Raw genomic sequence first — 17406 nt, forward strand, 5'->3', positions numbered from 1 at the left:
ATATATCCCCCTTGTAAGGAATTATTGTCAACATGATTGCATTGAGAATTTCAAGGAAACTTACACTTTTTCTTTTCCTATTTGGAATGATTCCGATTGGGGCTGAGACAGGCATTTGGCGGGAAATTTTGCTCGAAAATTTCGAATTGCCCAACTACAATCGAGAAAACCTGCGTACTAAATTGGAAAAAGGTACAAAACTTCCAGAAATCTCCCTTTCTGCCAATTTTACCGCACCCATTCCCGGGTCCAAACAAGCACTAGTCTTACGAATCCCGAAAGATGCCAATTTTCCTTTTTCTTTATATTTTCCTAAACCCATAGAAGTGAATGCCTTTATCAAGGAAATTACCATTCCCATCTACTCCTCACAATCCAACGGGAACCTAACACTGATCATAGAGTCGCAAGATGCAGAAGTAAGACAATTAAATCTCACCTCACTGAATTATCGAGGTTGGAAATCCATCACGGTTTCGATTTCAAAAAATTTTGATCAAAATGATAGGGTATTTTTGCAAAAAAGTTCCATTCGAATTCTTGGATTCTTTTATTTACCTTTTGAAAATAACGATCCGAACCAAGAGGTTCTTGTTGCCATTGATGACATAACTGCGATTGTGCGAGATAAATACAGGCCACTCCGTAACAAAGAAATCCTTTTGGAAGACTGAATTTTCGCCTATTTGTATCGATTCTTTCCGTAAAAAAACTCTTTTCTTCATAACCTCATGACCGAACCTGATCCTAAATGGAAATGGAACTGTCCCTAGAACAATACGAAACCCTGCTCAAGTTGGTGTATATGGGAGATTGGGTCATTTCCACCTTACAAGCCAAGGACAGATCAGAAGATGAACCTGATACGGATTCTCGGTTTGCCGATGTGGTTCGCCATGTATTCTCTCAAGCCGAACACGCAGGCCTCGGAAATATTGTCCAAATTGATCAGAATAATGGAGAACCTTATTTAACCAGGGAGTTCGAGGAAGAAAGTGGCCTTGTTGATATTTTAGAAGACTACGAAGACGAAGTGTTCTGGCAAGCCCTCATCGAAAGACTAGCTCACAGAGATTTCCTTCGTCACTACGGCGAAACTGCCATTTCCCAAATGGCTATCGAAGAACGAATCGAAAAGGAAACTCCCTTCCATGACAAATGGGCTCAAGAGTTCCATGAAAATGGTCTCGAAAATTTAAAAATCTAAAAAACTCACTCTATAAAATTTGATCGCAAACAATTAACGCTTGCTACACGGGATGTTACTTTTTTAGTTCCCAGAATTTCCTTGTTTCTGTTTCGCTTTAGGCCAAAGCAATTTATCTTCCCTTTCTTTTTTCTTGTTCATCGCTTCACTAAGTCTTGTACGTAAAATAAATTCAATTTGGTCTTTGGAACCAGAGGATAACCGCTCAGCTTCCGATACATTCCCAAGATCTCTCAGTAATAACTGGATGGCCTCAAAAGCCTTTTCGTTTAAAAAATCTCCATTGGCCGGGAGATTTGGGATGCGGTTCCAATTTGTGATTGCCTCCGTTAGAAGTTTAGAATCCTTTCTTGCCATTCCTGCCTCCCAAAGAATCCTTCCCTTATCAAAATATCCATCCTTGATCCGATACCCTTTCGGTGTTTTTGAAATCAAAGTATCGATGATATCAACTCGTTTTTTGGAATAGGCTTCCTCAACATCTTTGAGAGTGAATATTTTTTTATCTCGCAATAGTTTCCGATACTTTTCTTCGACTCTGCGTAAAGTTTCGTATCTTAAAGTTTCTCTTAGTTCTGGTGTTGCCAGTTTCAAATATTCTTTGGCCTGGAAATACTGTTCGAGAGCTCTTGATTGAATTTCATAAATGTTTTCAATGGTAAAAAGGATTTCTGTACCGGTATTTGTTCCCAAATTTTCAGAGAGAGCCGCCATCATTTGTCTAAGAAAATCTTCTTTGTTTAGATTTTCCTGAAAGTAATCAATGGAAAAATAACTAGGATCCCCACTAAAAGGATAGGCTAACCTTTGTAAGTTTTCATAATATAAATCACGAACAAAAAAACTAAGATCCCCTTTATCTGGATCGTAACCCATATACCGGGAAATAAATTCATCTAATTGTTTTTCTTTTTTTTGTTTGAGAGTTCGATCTAAGTATTTACTTCGATCCTCTTTGGGCATGGAAAGAGGTGACTTTGGTTCTGCCTCCCCTTCTTTCGAAACCCGCATGGTGATAGGAGGAGATGATTCATCGCCTTTCCGAAACTCTTCTATGATACGGTTTCGTTCTTTATGTACAAATAAATTGTCTTCGGCAGTTTCTATATCTACACGGAAAGGGTCGCGAATTCCTTTTACGGTGGGGAGTACATCTTTTACAATGATATCCTCATAGTCGCGATTTCGTTTGATATAAGAATCCGCAACACCTGAATTTTCATTGATTTGGTCATATTCATTTTTGAATTGTTTGCGTAAGGAAGAAGTGCCTTCCAAATCTTTTACGAGTTCTTCCCATTGGCTCCCCTTATACTTGCCTTTGGAAAACCCACCGCCGTCTCCCTCTTCCCCTTCTTCACCATCCCCTGGATCATCGGCCGCTTCGGCACTCCCAGACTCACCACTTGACTTTCCAAAACTCATCTGAAAAGAGACTTCCTTCTCATCCTCTGTTGCATAAATCCAAGGTGGGCCGCAAAGAGTTTTTTGGTATGGAGAATCGGAATGATTAAAAGAATATATAATGAATGTTATGTGAAGAACAACAGAAAAATAAAATGCAAAATAAAATCTATTTTCAAATAGAAAATTAAGAATTCCTTTTTGCATAAAAGAAGAACACTAGTCCAACAATTCCCATATACAAATAGGAAAGTAGATTTCCATACAACCTATAAAAAGTCATTTCGCCAGGGATCACCTGAACTTTCTTTCGGATCACTGCGGTAGTTTCTATTTGAGTAAAATCGTTATCAATATTTCTTCCCAAATGATCAGTAAAGACCGATGTCCCCGAGTTAGTGGACCTAACAATCCATTTACGAAACTCGATGGCCCGCATACGACCCAAAGTATGGTGTTGGTAGGATTCAACGGAATTCCCATACCATTTGTCATTAGTAACATTGACAATAAAATCTGGATCCCCTTGGAACTTCCTTACAAATTCAGAAATGATGACTTCATAACAAATTAAAGGTAAAAAACTACCCATTTGTTTTTCTTCCACTTTGTCTTTGGAATAGTATTCACGAACACCAGCCGGCCCCATAGTCATCGTATCTTCCCAATGTAAGTTTTTTATTTGAGAGGATGGATTCTTTCGTGGTTCATAATATGGAATGAGATCGAGGTTTATTCCCGGTGCAAATTGTCCAGTTTGTCCAGACAACGCGTACATCCATTCAAATGGCATGTATTCTCCAAAGATTAGTAAAAAAACTTTTTGGTAACTGTTCCTTCTTTCTCCATTCGGATTCATGAGAACAGATGAGTTGTACATTCGAACATCCCTTCTGGAAATTCGACCAGGAAGTGCCGTCGGAACCAAATCAGCATCTAGTTCATTATAAAAAACATTGGCTCCATGACGAAGGCTAAGGATGGCCATAAGCGATTCAAACTGGTGCCAATAGATACGACTAAACCTCGTCACTTCCGTATCATGCGTTGTAAAAAAAGGAATTCCAGACTCAGGTAGTACAATCAGATCGACAGGACCTTTTTTTAATTCAAGGTCAGTCATGGCATCAATGCGAGTCATGAGATTACGAATCTCTTCTGCGGGATTACGTCCGTCACGAAATTCCAAGGGAGCATTTGGTTGTACAACGAGAACATCACGTTCTGCAAGAGGTTTTACAGCAGACCACTTTTGAAATAAATAGTATCCGTTCCCGAAAAACAAAACGAGAACAAAAACCACTCCAAGTCCAGCAAAGACAAATTTCTTTTGAATGTTTTTATGTTTAGAGAGAAAACTAGAAAAAAGCCGAAGGAAGTTTTTTGGCTTTCTTAAATAAAACAAATAATAAGAAACAAAAAATAGAAATGCGGACAGTCCGTACGCGCTCGTATACTCAGCGTTTTGTGCCAAAATTTGATTTTCGGCAACTACATTGCCAAAATACCAAGGGAAGACTTGGGGTGTAAAAAATTCAGCAAAAAGGATGGAAACCGAAGCAATGAGGGGAAAAAATCTCCCCACTCGTTTCGCCAAAAAGGAAAAAACCAGAAGGTACACTGGGAATTTGAAATTCAAAAGGATTGCTGAACCAATAAAAATGGGAACTGCCAAATACCAATCAAAACCGCCGAACACGGTGGTCATATAGTAAACCCAGTGGAAAGACACTAAATAAAATAGAATGGAAAAACCAAAGCCGTGATAGATGAGTTTTTTCCACTCACCCCTATTTCGTTTTTCGATGATAAAAAGTCCAAAGGGAGCCGCCCAAACAAAAAGGGGCAAACTTAAGGGAGCAAAGGAGAGGAAGGAAAAAACAGCAGTGATCGTATAACAAAAAACGGATATGAACCCTTCGCGTGAACTTAAAAAACGTACCAGTTTCATACCCGTTAGACTACTTAAAATAGATTACGATTTGTTGTAGTTATTGTTACCGTTTTGCACTTTCGTGAAAATCATCTTACCGGCAGCCGTTTGGATGATACTTGTCACAACAACACGTACATCTTTTCCGACTAAGTGACCACCGTTTTCAATGACTACCATGGTTCCATCTTCTAAATAACCGATACCTTGGTTTTCATCCTTTCCTTCTTTAATGACGGAAATTTGGAATTCTTCACCAGGTAAAACCACAGGTTTTAAAGCATTGGCAAGATTATTTAAATTGAGAACTCGAACCCCTTGTAACTCAGCCACTTTGTTTAGGTTGAAGTCGTTTGTAACAACGGCTCCGCCAGTATCACGTGCGAGTTTCACAAGTTTTGCATCTACTTCCCTTGTATCGGAATAATCAGTATAAGTGATTTTAACTTCGATGGACCCTTTTCTTTGGAGTTTGTTCAACATCTCAAGACCACGTCTTCCACGAGCCCGTTTGATTGGGTCAGAAGAATCGGAAATGAGTTGGATTTCCCGTAACACAAAGTTAGGAAGAATGAGTGGACCATCTAGAAAGTGTGTATCAGCAATATCTAAAATACGACCGTCAATAACAACGGAAGTGTCTAGAATTTTGTCGCGGATATGGCTATTTGCATTTTCCAAACCTGGAATCTGAAAACTAGAACCTGCTCCGCCAGCACCACCGCCAAAAATGGCAAGACCTGGTTTCCGTGAAAAAGCAATTCCTGTTTTGATTCCTGTAAGAAACAAAAGAACAGCGACAAAGATAGCAATAGATTTATATCCGTAATCGTTTAGGAGGCTCACTGGGAATGCCGCAATAGACAGACCAAGTAGTGCTCCCACGCTTGCACAAAGTACAACATCGGCTTTGATTTCAGGGAATAATTTTCTTTCGCCTAACACTAGGAATAGGGAGTAAAGGAGAATAATTCCAGCAAGTGTCCCCGCCAAAACGAGGTTTTGCGATTCCGAATATAAGAAGAAAAACGATACCGAAGAGACGAGAATCGTCCCAAGGGCTGAAAGTAAGTGTTTCATAACTCAATCCTTGTAAAAGAGTTGAGCAAAAACGGAAGTTTATTCTAGATCTAGATCATCATCCAATTCTTTTGGAGGTGGTGGTGGAGCCATTCCCTGAACCGAAGCCGCTAACACGTCTGAGACGATGTTCCCTGCTTCTTCCTGGGGTACACCTTTACTAAGTGCAATTTCCATCTTTACTAAATTATAGGCGCTCTCATAGAGCTTTCTTTCCATAATGGAAAGTTCTTTGCCATAGGCACGTCTGTAAAGATTACGGCAAACATCAGCCACTTCGAAAATGGAACCAGATTTAATCTTGTTCATATTGTTCTGGTAACGGACCTTCCAGTCCTCTTCCGTGTCGACCTCATCCTTTTTTAGGAGAGTGAGAACTTTTTTGATCTCTTTTTTATCAATGATCGACCGGATACCCACATCCATTGCGCGATCGACCGGGATAGAGACCTTCATTTTGGAACCTTGAATTTCCAAACTGTAACAGTCTTTCTTCTTTCCCAGAATCAGCTTTTTAGCAACTTCTGTGACTTCACCTACTCCATGGATGGGATATACAACATAATCCCCAACCTTGAATTTAGGCTCTTTAGTTTTTTCGTTTAGTTTTTTTGTAGCCAAGTAAGTATAATAACTTCCGTAAATACTCTTGCACTCACTATACCTGAAAATTGACGAATGTCAAGGATGTTGGTAAAAATAGTTCAGAATCGTATGGTTTTTACTTGAGCATCCGCAAGAGAAGGTAGTTTCGACTTCACGATATCCAATGTTTCTTTGGCGTCCTCCAAACGATAAAAGTATCCAGCGAATAGTTTACCAGTAGAGGTACGAAAGATCCTTCCTCGCAAGGAGGGGTGGGTATCAATTAACTGTTTTCCTACGGCCACTGCTTCCTCAGGGGTGAAATCACCGATTTGAACCATATAGTTGATTTGGTCATTTTTGGGAGGAAATTTCAATGTAGCAGGAAACGGGGATCCAGAGGAGGAATCTGTCCCTTCAGTCCGACTCTCCTCTTGGTTTGTTCCTTCTTCATTGGTCTGGGTGAGTTTTGGGGCAGGTATTTTTTGGGAACCTACGTTGGAGAATGAAGTTTCCGAGTTTTCTTTAAATTTGGTCTCTTTTTGCCCCAACTGGATTCCGACTACCATCCCTGAAGTAAAAAGCAAAATACCACCGATAAGAAGGATAAATGCCGATTTAGGTTTTTGTGGGCTATTGAGATATGAATGCGGTTGTGGAGAATAGGATGGAACCTCACCTTCTAGGGGTCGGCCGGATCTAAGCTTTCTCGAATAATCTATATTTTGCATGGGCGTTCCGGAATCTCTATTACTCTAATTGTCGGACAGCGATTCAAAAAAATAGAATGGTTTTTTAGTGGAATCTACATGATTCTCAGTCTGTTAGATCGTAGTTGATATCACTAATTGTGTTTCCAAAATGATATTATAGAATTATGAAATGCCTTCTTTGCGAATCTGACTCTACACCTTACTATGAAGGCCGGCTTCGATCTTATTTTAGATGTTCAAATTGTCTTTCTATATTTATGGATCCTAAATTTTGGCCCAATAAGGAAGCAGAAAAATTAAGATATATAGAACACAATAATGATGTAGAGGATCCTCGATACCAAAGTTTCCTAAAACCAATTGTAGATAAGGTCGTAGCAGATCAAAAATCGACTGACAAAGGTTTAGATTATGGTGCTGGCCCCGGTCCAGTGGTCCAGTATCTATTGGACCAAGTAGGTTTCAAAATTAGTTTATTTGATCCCTTCTTTCACAACCACCCCGAAAACCTAAAACAAACTTATGACTATATCATTCTCACAGAAGTAGTAGAACATTTTCATTCACCGAAAGAAGAGTTTCATAAGCTAAGTCATTTATTAAAACCAGGTGGAAGTTTGTACATACTCACTCACCCTTATGACGACTCCATTAATTTTGAAAGTTGGTATTATAAGAACGACCGAACCCATACTTTCTTTTATACAGCGGAAGCCTTTGCATGGATTTTGAATCAATATGGATTCAAAAATTTAGAAATTCACAACAGAATCATTATCTTAAAAAAGTAATACAGTTTGTTTTATCGACATGAAAGCTATAAACAAAATTTCTAACTTCAAATTGTTTTGAAGTTAGAATGGGTGATAAGCGATCGAAACAAACCAATGACAGACTAAGGAAGGTTCATCAATGTGGAAATGTCGTTTGCATCCAGTTGGCGTCCTTTGAAAAACCAAATGTCATCCATTCTTCCCGCAAAAAAACGAGAAACATTGCCATAGTAAGAATAACCAATGGTTAGTGGTGTTCCAGACCACCATTGGGATGTTGAACAGGAAAGACCCCCTACATCAGAGGTAGCACCTACGCTGACTCCATTGACCCAAATATTTCCCTGGCGAGTGGTTCCATTGTGAACATAAGCAACATGAGTCCACAGATTTGCAGATAAAGCCATTGAAGAAGTCCCATATGTTGAATTCGCATTACTCCCATCATAAAAAAATGACTGAAGTGCAAGTTGCCCTGTTGCTCCCAAAAAAAATAAGATCGCAGGATTTTGACCCGGACTAGCTTGGAAGCCCAGGATTTCATTGTGGACGACATAGTTTGGAAAAATCCATAAGGCAATAGCAAAATCCTCATGACAAAGTACCGTAAAGTTATTTGCAAATAACTGATCCGTTCCGTTGAAGGAAGCAGCACCACTTGGTAGATGGGAACGACTGAGAGCATATGTAGGTCCTAAAGTCGCAGGCCAAACCCCTCCAGGAAAAAATCCGTGGCGAGCATTCCCGCTCAGATCGTTCATATTCCCATCAAGTGGATACCAAGCGTACAATCCAGAAGCCAATGATGAGGGAACAATATATTCTCGTGTTTTAGACCCAGTATTACAATACTTTCCTCCCAACAAACATTCCAAGAGGATCGACTCCATTCGATCTTCACTTTGGAGATCACCAACATTATTGAATTGTAATGGCTGACAAACGAGGAACGATTCTATCACCATAAAAAATACAAATGTTTTAAAAAGTTTAAACAAAGGCCGCTCCACGAAAATGAATCCGTCTTTCGAAACTAAGAGTTTACTGTGGATTGGTTTGCCAGTCGTCCGAAGCTATATTTTCGGACATTTTTTACACTTGCCTAATGAATCGTTCGTTTAGCAAACTTGTGATGATGTGGTCGAAGTCCTCACTTTTCCTTTGCCTTAGTTTATTTATCTGTAACTGCTCCTACTTTCACGAAAACAACATCACAAACAAATTCGAATTTTTCGAGGACAAGGCCCATACTATCGATATTTCCAAGATAGAATCAGTTCCTAGGTGGAATCAGGTCAGAGAAAACACGATTAACTTTTATTACACAAAAAGCGTTATCTGGTTAAGGGCAAAAGTTTCGGATCCAAGTTTTAAACCAGAAAGTATACTTTCTTTCGAGTGGCGTGTTCTTGATCATATTACGTTGTATTATCCAAATTCAGAAAATTCTTATACTGAATTCAAATCGGGTGATAGTTTTCCCAAATCAGATTGGGCTGTTCCAGAAGCCTTAAGTCCAAGTTTTCGTATCCCCTCCCGTTCCAATGAAAAATACTTTTATATCCGATTACAATCGAGTTCTTTGATTTCGTTTCCCATTCTGTCACTGAACGAAAACGAATTCCAAAATAAAATCCTTATCGAATCATCGACAACTTGGTCCATTTTATGTTTTGCTGGAGTCATGTTAATCATTAGTATATTTTATACTGTAGCATTTCGATTACATGAATTTTTTTACTATTCTATCTATGTGATTACAAATACACTCTGGTGTAATACTCAATTTGGGAATTCATTTCACAGCTTTTGGCCGAACGCAATATGGTGGCAGGGTAAGGCAATTTTATTCTTTTTATCAATTGGGATTGCTGCCTCTTTTCAATTCACGAGGTTATTTTTAGAAACAAAGACAAAAACTCCATTTACAGATAGAATATTAAAAACTTTAGCATCTATCGGGATTGTTTCGGCTATCGGAATCTTAACAACCGAAGAGTATTCTTTTTTTTCCAAAGTAATTAATTTAACTTATATAGTTTCAATTCCCCTGATACTACTAACGGGAATTAAAGTTTTCCTAATGGGCGAAAAAAGAATTATTTTTTTCTTAGTTAGTTGGGGATTGTATTTTTTATTCGGGTATATTACTATTTTTTATCATCTAGGAATCACTGATTATTCCTTATTGGCCGTCTATGGCCCGGCTTTTGCTTTCCAATTAGATTTATTTTTCCTGCTGTTCAATTTATTTCAGAAACATCAAGATTTAATACTCAACAAAAACAAGATTTCAGAGCGGATGTATGCCCTAGAGTCGCAACTTAACAATAAGTATACAAAATCAAAATTAGAAAAAATTGATTACAATCATTATATACACAAACTAGAATTGTGGATGAAAGAGGGGAAACCATACCTTGATGAAAAACTAGATTTAGAAAAAACGTCCATTGCGATTGGTCTAAACATCCAACAAACTTCCGAATTAATTAATGCTAAACTCGCATTAAGTTTTCGTTCCTATATTAACTCTTATAGAATATCAGAAGCAAAACAAATATTAAAAAACAATCCTGAAATTCCGATCATATCAGTTGCATTCGCAACCGGATTCGGATCAAAATCGAGTTTCAACTCAGAGTTCAAAAAAAATACGGGGATTACTCCCATCGAATATAGAAAAGAATCACAATCGATTTGAATGACCTAAATTTTACCTATCAGTTCTTTCAGCTTTAAATTGTTTGGCTCTCGATTCTGAATTTGTTTGATTAAAAACGAAAATCGATCTTTGTCTCCATTCAACCTACAAACGTCTGCCAAATGAATCAAATTCCGAATATTGGAAGGTTGGCGGAGACGAACGCGTTCGCTGAGCTCTTGCGATTCCCATAAAAACGATTGAGATTTATACAAAGAATACATTCTTTTATACAACACAGAAGTGTGAAACATCCATACAGTATCCGATGGATAGTTTTCTAAAGCAAGACTTGCATATTCCATGGCCTTCACTAAATCTTCTTTTTTCTCATACAGTTTTGCGATGTATTTTAATTCAGAGATAGAAGTTTCCAGGGCGGATTCATAAGATAATAATAAATCAAGTGCCTTATCGTAACTTTTTTCACGAATGTTCTCACGGGCTTCGACAAAGAATTTCCCTGGCTTCGGATAAGCTTCCAAATTATATTGTAAGGATATCAAACTCAAATCGTCAGAATACTTTCCTTTTTTACGAAGACAATCTAGGAGAGACTGCATCTCCCCACCCGCTTCTTCAATATTTTCTAATATTAAGTTTTGATCCTCATTGATATCACGATATCTACCTTCCTCAGAAAGCACTAGATCGTCTTTTCCATCAGAACCACAAAATATTTTATCCCCTTTTTTCATTTGAAATACAGAGATAAAGGTATCAGAGAGTCCCTCCATCACACCTAACTTATAATAGTGGATTTCATTCTCGATAAAAGATGCTTTCCCATCACGATACAATATCACCCAAGGATGTTCTAAGTTGATAAAATACAATGTTCCCGTTGACTCTTCCAACAATCCAACAACGGCCGAAACTAACATGGCTCCCTCAAAAGTTTCAAACACCTTTTGTAAATCCAAATAACAGTCATTTAGCCAACGTTCAGGAGATCGGTTGGAGGAAACAGGATCCATCTTCGAACGGATGATGATGGAGTTATACACAGCTCCAAGCACAATTGCTCCCCCTGCTCCTTGGATGGATTTCCCCATTGCATCACCGTTAATAAATGCTTTATATCGTTTTCCTTGCAGAATTAAATTAAATACGGAAACATAGTCTCCACCTAACTGATATTCCTTGTTTCTGAAATAGAATTTTTTGTATTGATTAACAACTGTTTCGATACCAACAGCACTCCCATCCACTTCATGACCAAGCAAAGGTTCAAGTAACAACGATGTTAAAAAATAATCACCATCTTGTTGAGACTTTAGTGCCTGAATTTCATCCACAGTTTTGGTGATTTCTTCATTTTTTTTAATAATACGTTTGTGGTTTAAAAAAGAATGAAACCTATAACCTTCAATGATAAACCCACTAAAGATTCCGAGAATGTAGCTGATGACCAAGTTCTGCATGGAATATGTAGAAGCTGCAGTGGCTAAATTTGGTTTATAAACAAGGACAGAAAGGACAAATATAAAGATAGAGATAGGATAATAGATGAACAAAGTTTTTCTTGGCAATGGCAAAAATGGAAGAATCATTACCAACATCTGAAAGCCGGAAACATACGGAGCGTCATCTGCAATCCGTCCTGTATAATAGGCCGCAGTAAACAACAGATACCCGTAAACTAAATACGCCCAGGTCAAACCTTCCCAACGGGAATTTATCTTTTTTGAGTGATTATAGAGGATAAACGCTATATAAAAAAGACAGAGTAAGCTAAAGCAAATTCGGAAATAAAAAAGTTCAGGAAATTCGGGGTGGAGTTTAGCATCCGTATCAAAAGCGAAACCTAACATACCAAAGACGCCAATGATACTTCCAGGGATTTGGATGATCCGCGTGTGTCTGTCTAATTCTTTAATATAATCTTGGTTATAAATTTCCCTCTCAGGAACCAGATCTAGAAATTTTGAGAGAATCGTTTTGAAGTAATAATACACGATGCTTCATTAGACGAAAAAGCCCGCGCAAGGGCGGGCTTGTTTAAAATCGTTTTGGCAATTTTTTTCTAGAAGAAAGGTTTTGCTGGGAACTCTGTCGTCGGAGCAATTCGAGAAATGATATCGCCGAAAGAGAAAGCAAAAAGAAGTGCCAAGAAAGCAAATGCTGATAGGAAAATAACACGGTTCAGCATATTATCATACTTTAAATGCATGAAGTAAGCCAAAACGAAGAACGCTTTACAAGTTGCAACTGCCATGGCTACAATCATGTTCCACTTTCCTAAGTCGTATTGTGCTACCCAAACAGTGATAAAAGTTCCAAAGAAAAGAGCCAATAGAACATATACGTATGTTTTAATGGAAATCACATGGTGGTCATGTTCTTCTTCCTCTTCCCCATCTTCTACCCACATGGAAGCAGACGCATGGTCTTCTTTGTGATCTTCATCACCTAAAACAAATTTTAGCAATTTGCTGTCTTTGTTTTCGTCTGTAAATTTTGCAAACCGATCAGTTTGAAAGAACTGACCGAACCAGTTTACGATAAATCCTAAAATGGTAGCCGTTGCAATCCCTGGAGCAAAAATTCCAAATCCAAGAATTGGAGTGAAAACTGCAACAAGAGCAATGAAGTAAAGTCCGTAATTGATTACGTATTCCATTCTATAATACCTTTTATCCTACCAAATAAAGAAGTGGGAAGAGGTAAATCCATACCAAGTCCACTACGTGCCAGAAAAGACCCACACCTTCCACTGGAGTGTAGTATTCAGGTCCGACCTTTCTTCTCAAAGTTTTAATGAAAACCCAGAAGATTAGGAAAGCACCAGCTACCACGTGCACCCCGTGAAGACCAGTCATTACAAAGTAAAAACCATAAAACATTTCCCATTTTGGTTGAGAAATCACCGCTTTTAGGCGAGATACTTCTTCTGCATTTACATGGTTCTTTTCAAGTTCTGCTGGGTTTTTCAAAAGAGCAGAAATCTTAGATTCGCACTCTGCTCGTTTTCCACCAGCAGAGCATGCTGGATCCACTAGAGAAAACTTTCCAGGAACGGTTCCTACATGAAACTTGTGACTGTATTCAAAGTATTTAATTACCATGAAGGCACCCGCACAAGCGATCGTAAGCGCAAGCATAATCGCCGCTACTTTATGCAAACCACGTTGCACATAGTTAATCGCTGCCGCCATTGTGAAGGAACTGATGAGAAGGACAACGGTGTTTACCGCACCCATTTTCCAATCTAAAGTTTCTGAACCATTTTTAAAAACAGTTGGGTAAAGAGAATGATAGATTAGGTAACCTACGAATAGGCCACCGAACATCAGGATCTCAGTGCAAAGGAATATCCATATCCCTTGTTTGGAAGAGGCATACTGATGGTCTGCACTCTTAAAATGGTGTTGGTGTTGAAATTCACTTGAAGAACTAACGGAAGTCATATGGCCCTGCAGTTACTGTTGGAGTATTGATAAAGTTTTCGTGTGGTGGTGGAGAAGACGTTTGCCATTCGAGTGTTTTTGCACCCCAAGGGTTGTCAGGAGCTTTTTCCCCTTTCAAAATTCCATGAATCATGGTGATAAGAGCAACCACAAATCCAAGTCCAATGAGCCAAGAACCCACGGTAGAGATTTGGTTTAGGTTAGTGTATTCAGGAAGGTAGTCAAAGTAACGTCTTGGCATTCCCATAGCCCCGAGTATGAACTGAGGGAAGAAGGTTACGTTGAATCCAGTGAAGATAAGAACCCAAGAGATTCTTCCACCCAGGTCGGAGGTCATTCTTCCAAACATTTTTGGGAACCAGTAAAAAATACCGCCCATCAGTGCCATAAGAGTACCTCCCACCATTACGTAATGGAAGTGTGCTACCACAAAGTAAGTGTCATGGAAGTGAACATCCATACCCGTTGATGCAAGGAAAACCCCTGTCAAACCACCGATTGTAAATAAGAACATAAAACCAAGAGCGAAGAGCATTGGCGCTTCGAAGGTAACTGTTCCGCGATACATAGTAGAGATCCAGTTGAAAAGTTTGATGGCGGTTGGAACCCCAACAAACATGGTGATGATGGAGAAAATGATACCAGCGAGTGTAGACTGACCAGAAACAAACATATGGTGTCCCCAAACAAGAAAGGATACTGCTGCAATCGCTACTGAGGAGTAAGCAATCGCACGGTATCCGAAAATTGTTTTTTTGGAGAACGCAGTGATGAGTTCAGAGATCACACCCATCGCAGGAAGGATCATGATGTATACAGCCGGGTGAGAATAGAACCAGAAGAAGTGTTGGAAAAGAACTGGATCTCCTCCCAAGTCTGGATCAAAAATTCCCACACCAAGAGTTTTCTCGGCACCAATGAGAAGAAGTGTGATGGCAAGAATTGGTGTAGCGAGGATCTGAATGATTGAAGTGGAATACAAAGCCCAAATCATAAGAGGGATTCGGTCCATAGTCATTCCAGGAGCTCTGAGTTTATGAGTGGTTACAATGAAGTTTAATCCCGTAAGAATGGAAGAAAAACCCATAGTAAAGGCACCCAAAACAAGCAAAATCACTCCATTCGAAGTCTTTGCTGTAGAGTAAGGAGTATAGAATGTCCAACCTGTATCTACTTGGTTAAAGATCATGGAAGAAGCAGCAATGGCAGCCCCAGCAATGAAAATGTAGTAAGAACCAAGGTTCAGTCTTGGGAAAGCAACATCCTTAGCACCTAACTGGATAGGGAGGATAAAGTTTCCAAGAAATGCCGGAATTCCCGGAATGATTACCATAAATACCATAATGGCACCATGGAAGGTCATAAACTTATTGTAAGTGTCCGGTTCTAAAAGTGGTGTGGCACCAAATTTAGCTAAGTGCAAACGAATTCCTAAAGCAAAGAAACCACCGATTAAGAAAAGGGTGGAAACTGTTGCAAAGTACATAAGACCAATGCGTTTGTGGTCCAGAGTGGTCATCCAAGACCAGATTCCGGATCCGTGGTTCAGATAATTATGGTCAGTGGAATGGCCATGTTCGGTTTTTGTATGTGCTGAACTCATCCCTGCTCCTTATTTAATGGATTTGATATATTCAATTAGATTGGCAACGTCTTCGTCAGACAATTGACCTTGGAATACCGGCATTGCTGGCGGATATCCTTCTACGATCTTTGCGGAAGAAACAAGAATGGACTCGCGTAAGTAGTTTTCATCTGCTTTAGATTGGCTTCCGTCAGCAAACTTTCTACCAGAACCAAAAAGTCCTTTCATCGTAGGTCCAACAATTCTAGATCCATCGACCGAATGGCAAGAAGCACATGCTTTTTGAGCAAATAAAGTCTTTCCAAGATCGGCAGGACTATCTTCCCCTTTTTTCTCAGCATGATACCAAGCAGCATATTCCTCTGAAGGAACAGCTTTGATTTTAATCATCATACCGGAGTGTTTGGTTCCGCAATATTCAGTACAGAAAACAATGTATTCACCTGGTTGTTTTGGTTCGAACCAAAGTTGGGTGAGTTTTCCGGGAACCGCATCTTGTTTGGTTCGGAAAGCGGGAACATAGAAACTATGAATGACATCTTTCGAAGTGAGGATGAGTTTCGTTGCTTTTCCTGCAGGAACAATCATAGGATCGTTTGCAGAGCTATAAAATTCTTTTCCGTTTGCATACCGATATGTCCACGCCCACTGCTCAGCAGTTACGTGAATTTCAGCCGCAATGTCTTCTGGTGGAGTTCGAAGTTTTTCGAAAATGACCATACCCCAGTAGAAAATCCCCATCATAATGATGAGAGGAATGAACGACCAGAGAAATTCTGCAAAATTATTGTGAGTAATGTATGCAGATTTCTGGTCTAAACTTGTACGTTTGAACTTGATGAGGAACCATGTCATTCCACCAATCAAGATGACAAACGAAACAAGGCTTGCTATGATCAGAAACGCATAGAGAAGATCGACTTCTTTTGCGATTTCAGTTGCCTGGATAGGCATGAACGAGGTCGCTGGAATGAGACTGCTCCAAGACATCTATGTGACTCCTTGACGGTTGTTATTTGTTATTTTTCGCCAGTTTATGTATAAAAACGCACCGAGAAGGAGTAAGGTGACCGCCCCCCCGAATTGCATCATCCTGTATGCGTATATCGTATATTTATTTTTTCTCGGATCAAATTGAAAGCAAAATAAAGCAAACTTGTCCACAAAACTCCCAATCTTACCAGAAGATGCCTCAAGAAAGGCAAATTTTAAATCTCTTGGTTCGATTTGGATCCCTTGAAAGATTCGTGAAACCTTTCCTTCGGGAGTCAAAACATAAACTCCACTGGCGTGAATGTATTGTTTTGCTTCCGAATCCCAAGCATACCGAAAGTCCAATTGTTTTGTGAGTGCATCAATGGATTCTTGTGTACCGGTCAGGAGGTGGAGTCCCGATTCTGCTCCCTCTCTACCATATTCCTTCAAATAAGCACCTTTTTTGGGAAACGAAATGGATTCGTTTTCTTTCGGGTCAATGGATACCGCAATGTATTGGTATTCTTTGCCGAGAGTCCAATCGAGCGCCTTTAAACCTTGGAACACACCATTGAGGTGAAAATTGCAAAGTGTAGGGCATTTGAAGTACACCGGAGAGAGAAGGATTGGTTTCCCTTTGGAGAGAAAATCAGAGAAACGAACGGTTTTCCCAGATTCATCGCGAAACGGGATATCCAAGTTTAGAGACTTTCCAGTGACATCGGAAAATCCGATATTTTCTAATTCCTTCGGGAGTTTGTTTTCCCGCGTGAGATTGGAATGTGGGTCATACGCATATAAGACCCCAGACCAAAACAAACAAAGTAAAAAGAAAAATCTAATGTTCACGAAGGTTTGGCGAATTACCCTATTTGGACTGAACGTTTTTCGATTCCATTCCAGGGTTATCCGGAGTGCCCGGATGAACAAAGGAAATATAAGCGAAGAATAGAATGTTGATTACGAGTGTGACAAGGAAAGTCCAATAGCCACCCTTATTGTAAAGGTCTGTGTTTTGCATAATTTTACCTGATATA

Annotated in this window: 17 protein-coding genes; 4 read left to right on the top strand and 13 right to left on the bottom strand. The window is 39.3% G+C overall.

Going from position 1 to position 17406, the window contains the following annotated elements:
• Positions 1-32: 32 nt before the first annotated feature.
• Complete coding sequence (locus LEP1GSC195_RS00735; protein ID WP_015679664.1) at positions 33-674, top strand: flagellar filament outer layer protein FlaA; 642 nt, start codon at positions 33-35, stop codon at positions 672-674.
• 83 nt (positions 675-757) lie between these two features.
• Complete coding sequence (locus tag LEP1GSC195_RS00740; protein ID WP_232225895.1) at positions 758-1207, top strand: hypothetical protein; 450 nt, start codon at positions 758-760, stop codon at positions 1205-1207.
• A gap of 63 nt (positions 1208-1270) precedes the next feature.
• Here the strand turns inward: LEP1GSC195_RS00740 and LEP1GSC195_RS00745 are convergent, their stop codons facing one another.
• From LEP1GSC195_RS00745 to LEP1GSC195_RS00765, 5 genes are all read right to left on the bottom strand, one after another.
• Entirely contained in the window at positions 1271-2818 is a 1548-nt protein-coding gene (locus LEP1GSC195_RS00745; RefSeq protein ID WP_015679508.1) for a hypothetical protein, read from the bottom strand.
• The gene (locus LEP1GSC195_RS00750; RefSeq protein ID WP_015679596.1) at positions 2799-4562 is read right to left on the bottom strand and encodes an apolipoprotein N-acyltransferase; all 1764 of its coding nucleotides are present in this window, start codon (positions 4560-4562) and stop codon (positions 2799-2801) included. The genes LEP1GSC195_RS00745 and LEP1GSC195_RS00750 overlap by 20 nt, the downstream gene beginning before the upstream one ends.
• 24 nt (positions 4563-4586) lie before the next feature.
• Complete coding sequence (locus LEP1GSC195_RS00755; protein WP_015679656.1) at positions 4587-5624, bottom strand: PIN/TRAM domain-containing protein; 1038 nt, start codon at positions 5622-5624, stop codon at positions 4587-4589.
• A 39-nt stretch (positions 5625-5663) separates the two neighbouring features.
• Entirely contained in the window at positions 5664-6245 is a 582-nt protein-coding gene (locus LEP1GSC195_RS00760) for a CarD family transcriptional regulator (protein WP_004785733.1), read from the bottom strand.
• Between the two features lie 83 nt (positions 6246-6328).
• Positions 6329-6940: a hypothetical protein gene (locus LEP1GSC195_RS00765; RefSeq protein ID WP_015679576.1), complete on the bottom strand. Its 612-nt coding sequence runs from the start codon at positions 6938-6940 to the stop codon at positions 6329-6331.
• A gap of 239 nt (positions 6941-7179) precedes the next feature.
• On the opposite strand from LEP1GSC195_RS00765, the gene LEP1GSC195_RS00770 reads away from it, so the two are divergent.
• Positions 7180-7713 (top strand): class I SAM-dependent methyltransferase, encoded by a 534-nt coding sequence (locus tag LEP1GSC195_RS00770; protein WP_015679552.1) that lies wholly within the window; start codon positions 7180-7182, stop codon positions 7711-7713.
• A 104-nt stretch (positions 7714-7817) separates the two neighbouring features.
• On the opposite strand, the gene LEP1GSC195_RS00775 is transcribed toward LEP1GSC195_RS00770, so the two are convergent.
• Positions 7818-8693, bottom strand: a complete 876-nt coding sequence (locus LEP1GSC195_RS00775) for a LamG domain-containing protein (protein WP_015679729.1) — start codon at positions 8691-8693, stop codon at positions 7818-7820.
• A 107-nt stretch (positions 8694-8800) separates the two neighbouring features.
• On the opposite strand from LEP1GSC195_RS00775, the gene LEP1GSC195_RS00780 reads away from it, so the two are divergent.
• Complete coding sequence (locus LEP1GSC195_RS00780; RefSeq protein ID WP_015679509.1) at positions 8801-10399, top strand: 7TM-DISM domain-containing protein; 1599 nt, start codon at positions 8801-8803, stop codon at positions 10397-10399.
• Between the two features lie 5 nt (positions 10400-10404).
• Here LEP1GSC195_RS00780 and LEP1GSC195_RS00785 read toward each other — a convergent pair whose 3' ends face one another.
• The 7 genes from LEP1GSC195_RS00785 to LEP1GSC195_RS19780 form a co-directional block, all read right to left on the bottom strand.
• Complete coding sequence (locus LEP1GSC195_RS00785) at positions 10405-12357, bottom strand: SpoIIE family protein phosphatase (RefSeq protein ID WP_015679645.1); 1953 nt, start codon at positions 12355-12357, stop codon at positions 10405-10407.
• A 68-nt stretch (positions 12358-12425) separates the two neighbouring features.
• The gene (locus tag LEP1GSC195_RS00790) at positions 12426-13022 is read right to left on the bottom strand and encodes a cytochrome C oxidase subunit IV family protein (RefSeq protein ID WP_002978359.1); all 597 of its coding nucleotides are present in this window, start codon (positions 13020-13022) and stop codon (positions 12426-12428) included.
• A gap of 13 nt (positions 13023-13035) precedes the next feature.
• Positions 13036-13809, bottom strand: coding sequence for a cytochrome c oxidase subunit 3 family protein (locus LEP1GSC195_RS00795; protein ID WP_015679688.1), 774 nt, complete (start codon positions 13807-13809; stop codon positions 13036-13038).
• The gene (locus LEP1GSC195_RS00800) at positions 13796-15412 is read right to left on the bottom strand and encodes a cytochrome c oxidase subunit I (protein ID WP_015679607.1); all 1617 of its coding nucleotides are present in this window, start codon (positions 15410-15412) and stop codon (positions 13796-13798) included. The genes LEP1GSC195_RS00795 and LEP1GSC195_RS00800 overlap by 14 nt, the downstream gene beginning before the upstream one ends.
• A gap of 9 nt (positions 15413-15421) precedes the next feature.
• Positions 15422-16384 (bottom strand): cytochrome c oxidase subunit II, encoded by a 963-nt coding sequence (gene coxB / locus LEP1GSC195_RS00805; protein ID WP_015679500.1) that lies wholly within the window; start codon positions 16382-16384, stop codon positions 15422-15424.
• A complete protein-coding gene (locus tag LEP1GSC195_RS00810) occupies positions 16385-17218 on the bottom strand; it encodes an SCO family protein (RefSeq protein WP_015679691.1) in 834 nt (277 codons plus the stop codon).
• Between the two features lie 19 nt (positions 17219-17237).
• Positions 17238-17390: a hypothetical protein gene (locus LEP1GSC195_RS19780; protein ID WP_002978550.1), complete on the bottom strand. Its 153-nt coding sequence runs from the start codon at positions 17388-17390 to the stop codon at positions 17238-17240.
• Positions 17391-17406 lie beyond the last annotated feature (16 nt).

Origin of the sequence: Leptospira wolbachii serovar Codice str. CDC (genome assembly GCF_000332515.2) — a bacterium.
GTDB classification, from domain to species: Bacteria; Spirochaetota; Leptospiria; order Leptospirales; family Leptospiraceae; genus Leptospira_A; species Leptospira_A wolbachii.

What these genes read in the sequence shown, in the direction of transcription:
- LEP1GSC195_RS19780 (WP_002978550.1), bottom strand. Translation starts at nt 17,390, where the DNA reads ATGCAAAACACAGACCTTTACAATAAGGGTGGCTATTGGACTTTCCTT.
- LEP1GSC195_RS00780 (WP_015679509.1), top strand. Translation starts at nt 8,801, where the DNA reads ATGAATCGTTCGTTTAGCAAACTTGTGATGATGTGGTCGAAGTCCTCA.
- LEP1GSC195_RS00745 (WP_015679508.1), bottom strand. Translation starts at nt 2,818, where the DNA reads ATGCAAAAAGGAATTCTTAATTTTCTATTTGAAAATAGATTTTATTTT.
- LEP1GSC195_RS00770 (WP_015679552.1), top strand. Translation starts at nt 7,180, where the DNA reads ATGGATCCTAAATTTTGGCCCAATAAGGAAGCAGAAAAATTAAGATAT.
- LEP1GSC195_RS00735 (WP_015679664.1), top strand. Translation starts at nt 33, where the DNA reads ATGATTGCATTGAGAATTTCAAGGAAACTTACACTTTTTCTTTTCCTA.
- LEP1GSC195_RS00750 (WP_015679596.1), bottom strand. Translation starts at nt 4,562, where the DNA reads ATGAAACTGGTACGTTTTTTAAGTTCACGCGAAGGGTTCATATCCGTT.
- LEP1GSC195_RS00755 (WP_015679656.1), bottom strand. Translation starts at nt 5,624, where the DNA reads ATGAAACACTTACTTTCAGCCCTTGGGACGATTCTCGTCTCTTCGGTA.
- LEP1GSC195_RS00765 (WP_015679576.1), bottom strand. Translation starts at nt 6,940, where the DNA reads ATGCAAAATATAGATTATTCGAGAAAGCTTAGATCCGGCCGACCCCTA.
- LEP1GSC195_RS00800 (WP_015679607.1), bottom strand. Translation starts at nt 15,412, where the DNA reads ATGAGTTCAGCACATACAAAAACCGAACATGGCCATTCCACTGACCAT.
- coxB (WP_015679500.1), bottom strand. Translation starts at nt 16,384, where the DNA reads ATGTCTTGGAGCAGTCTCATTCCAGCGACCTCGTTCATGCCTATCCAG.
- LEP1GSC195_RS00740 (WP_232225895.1), top strand. Translation starts at nt 758, where the DNA reads ATGGAACTGTCCCTAGAACAATACGAAACCCTGCTCAAGTTGGTGTAT.
- LEP1GSC195_RS00795 (WP_015679688.1), bottom strand. Translation starts at nt 13,809, where the DNA reads ATGACTTCCGTTAGTTCTTCAAGTGAATTTCAACACCAACACCATTTT.
- LEP1GSC195_RS00790 (WP_002978359.1), bottom strand. Translation starts at nt 13,022, where the DNA reads ATGGAATACGTAATCAATTACGGACTTTACTTCATTGCTCTTGTTGCA.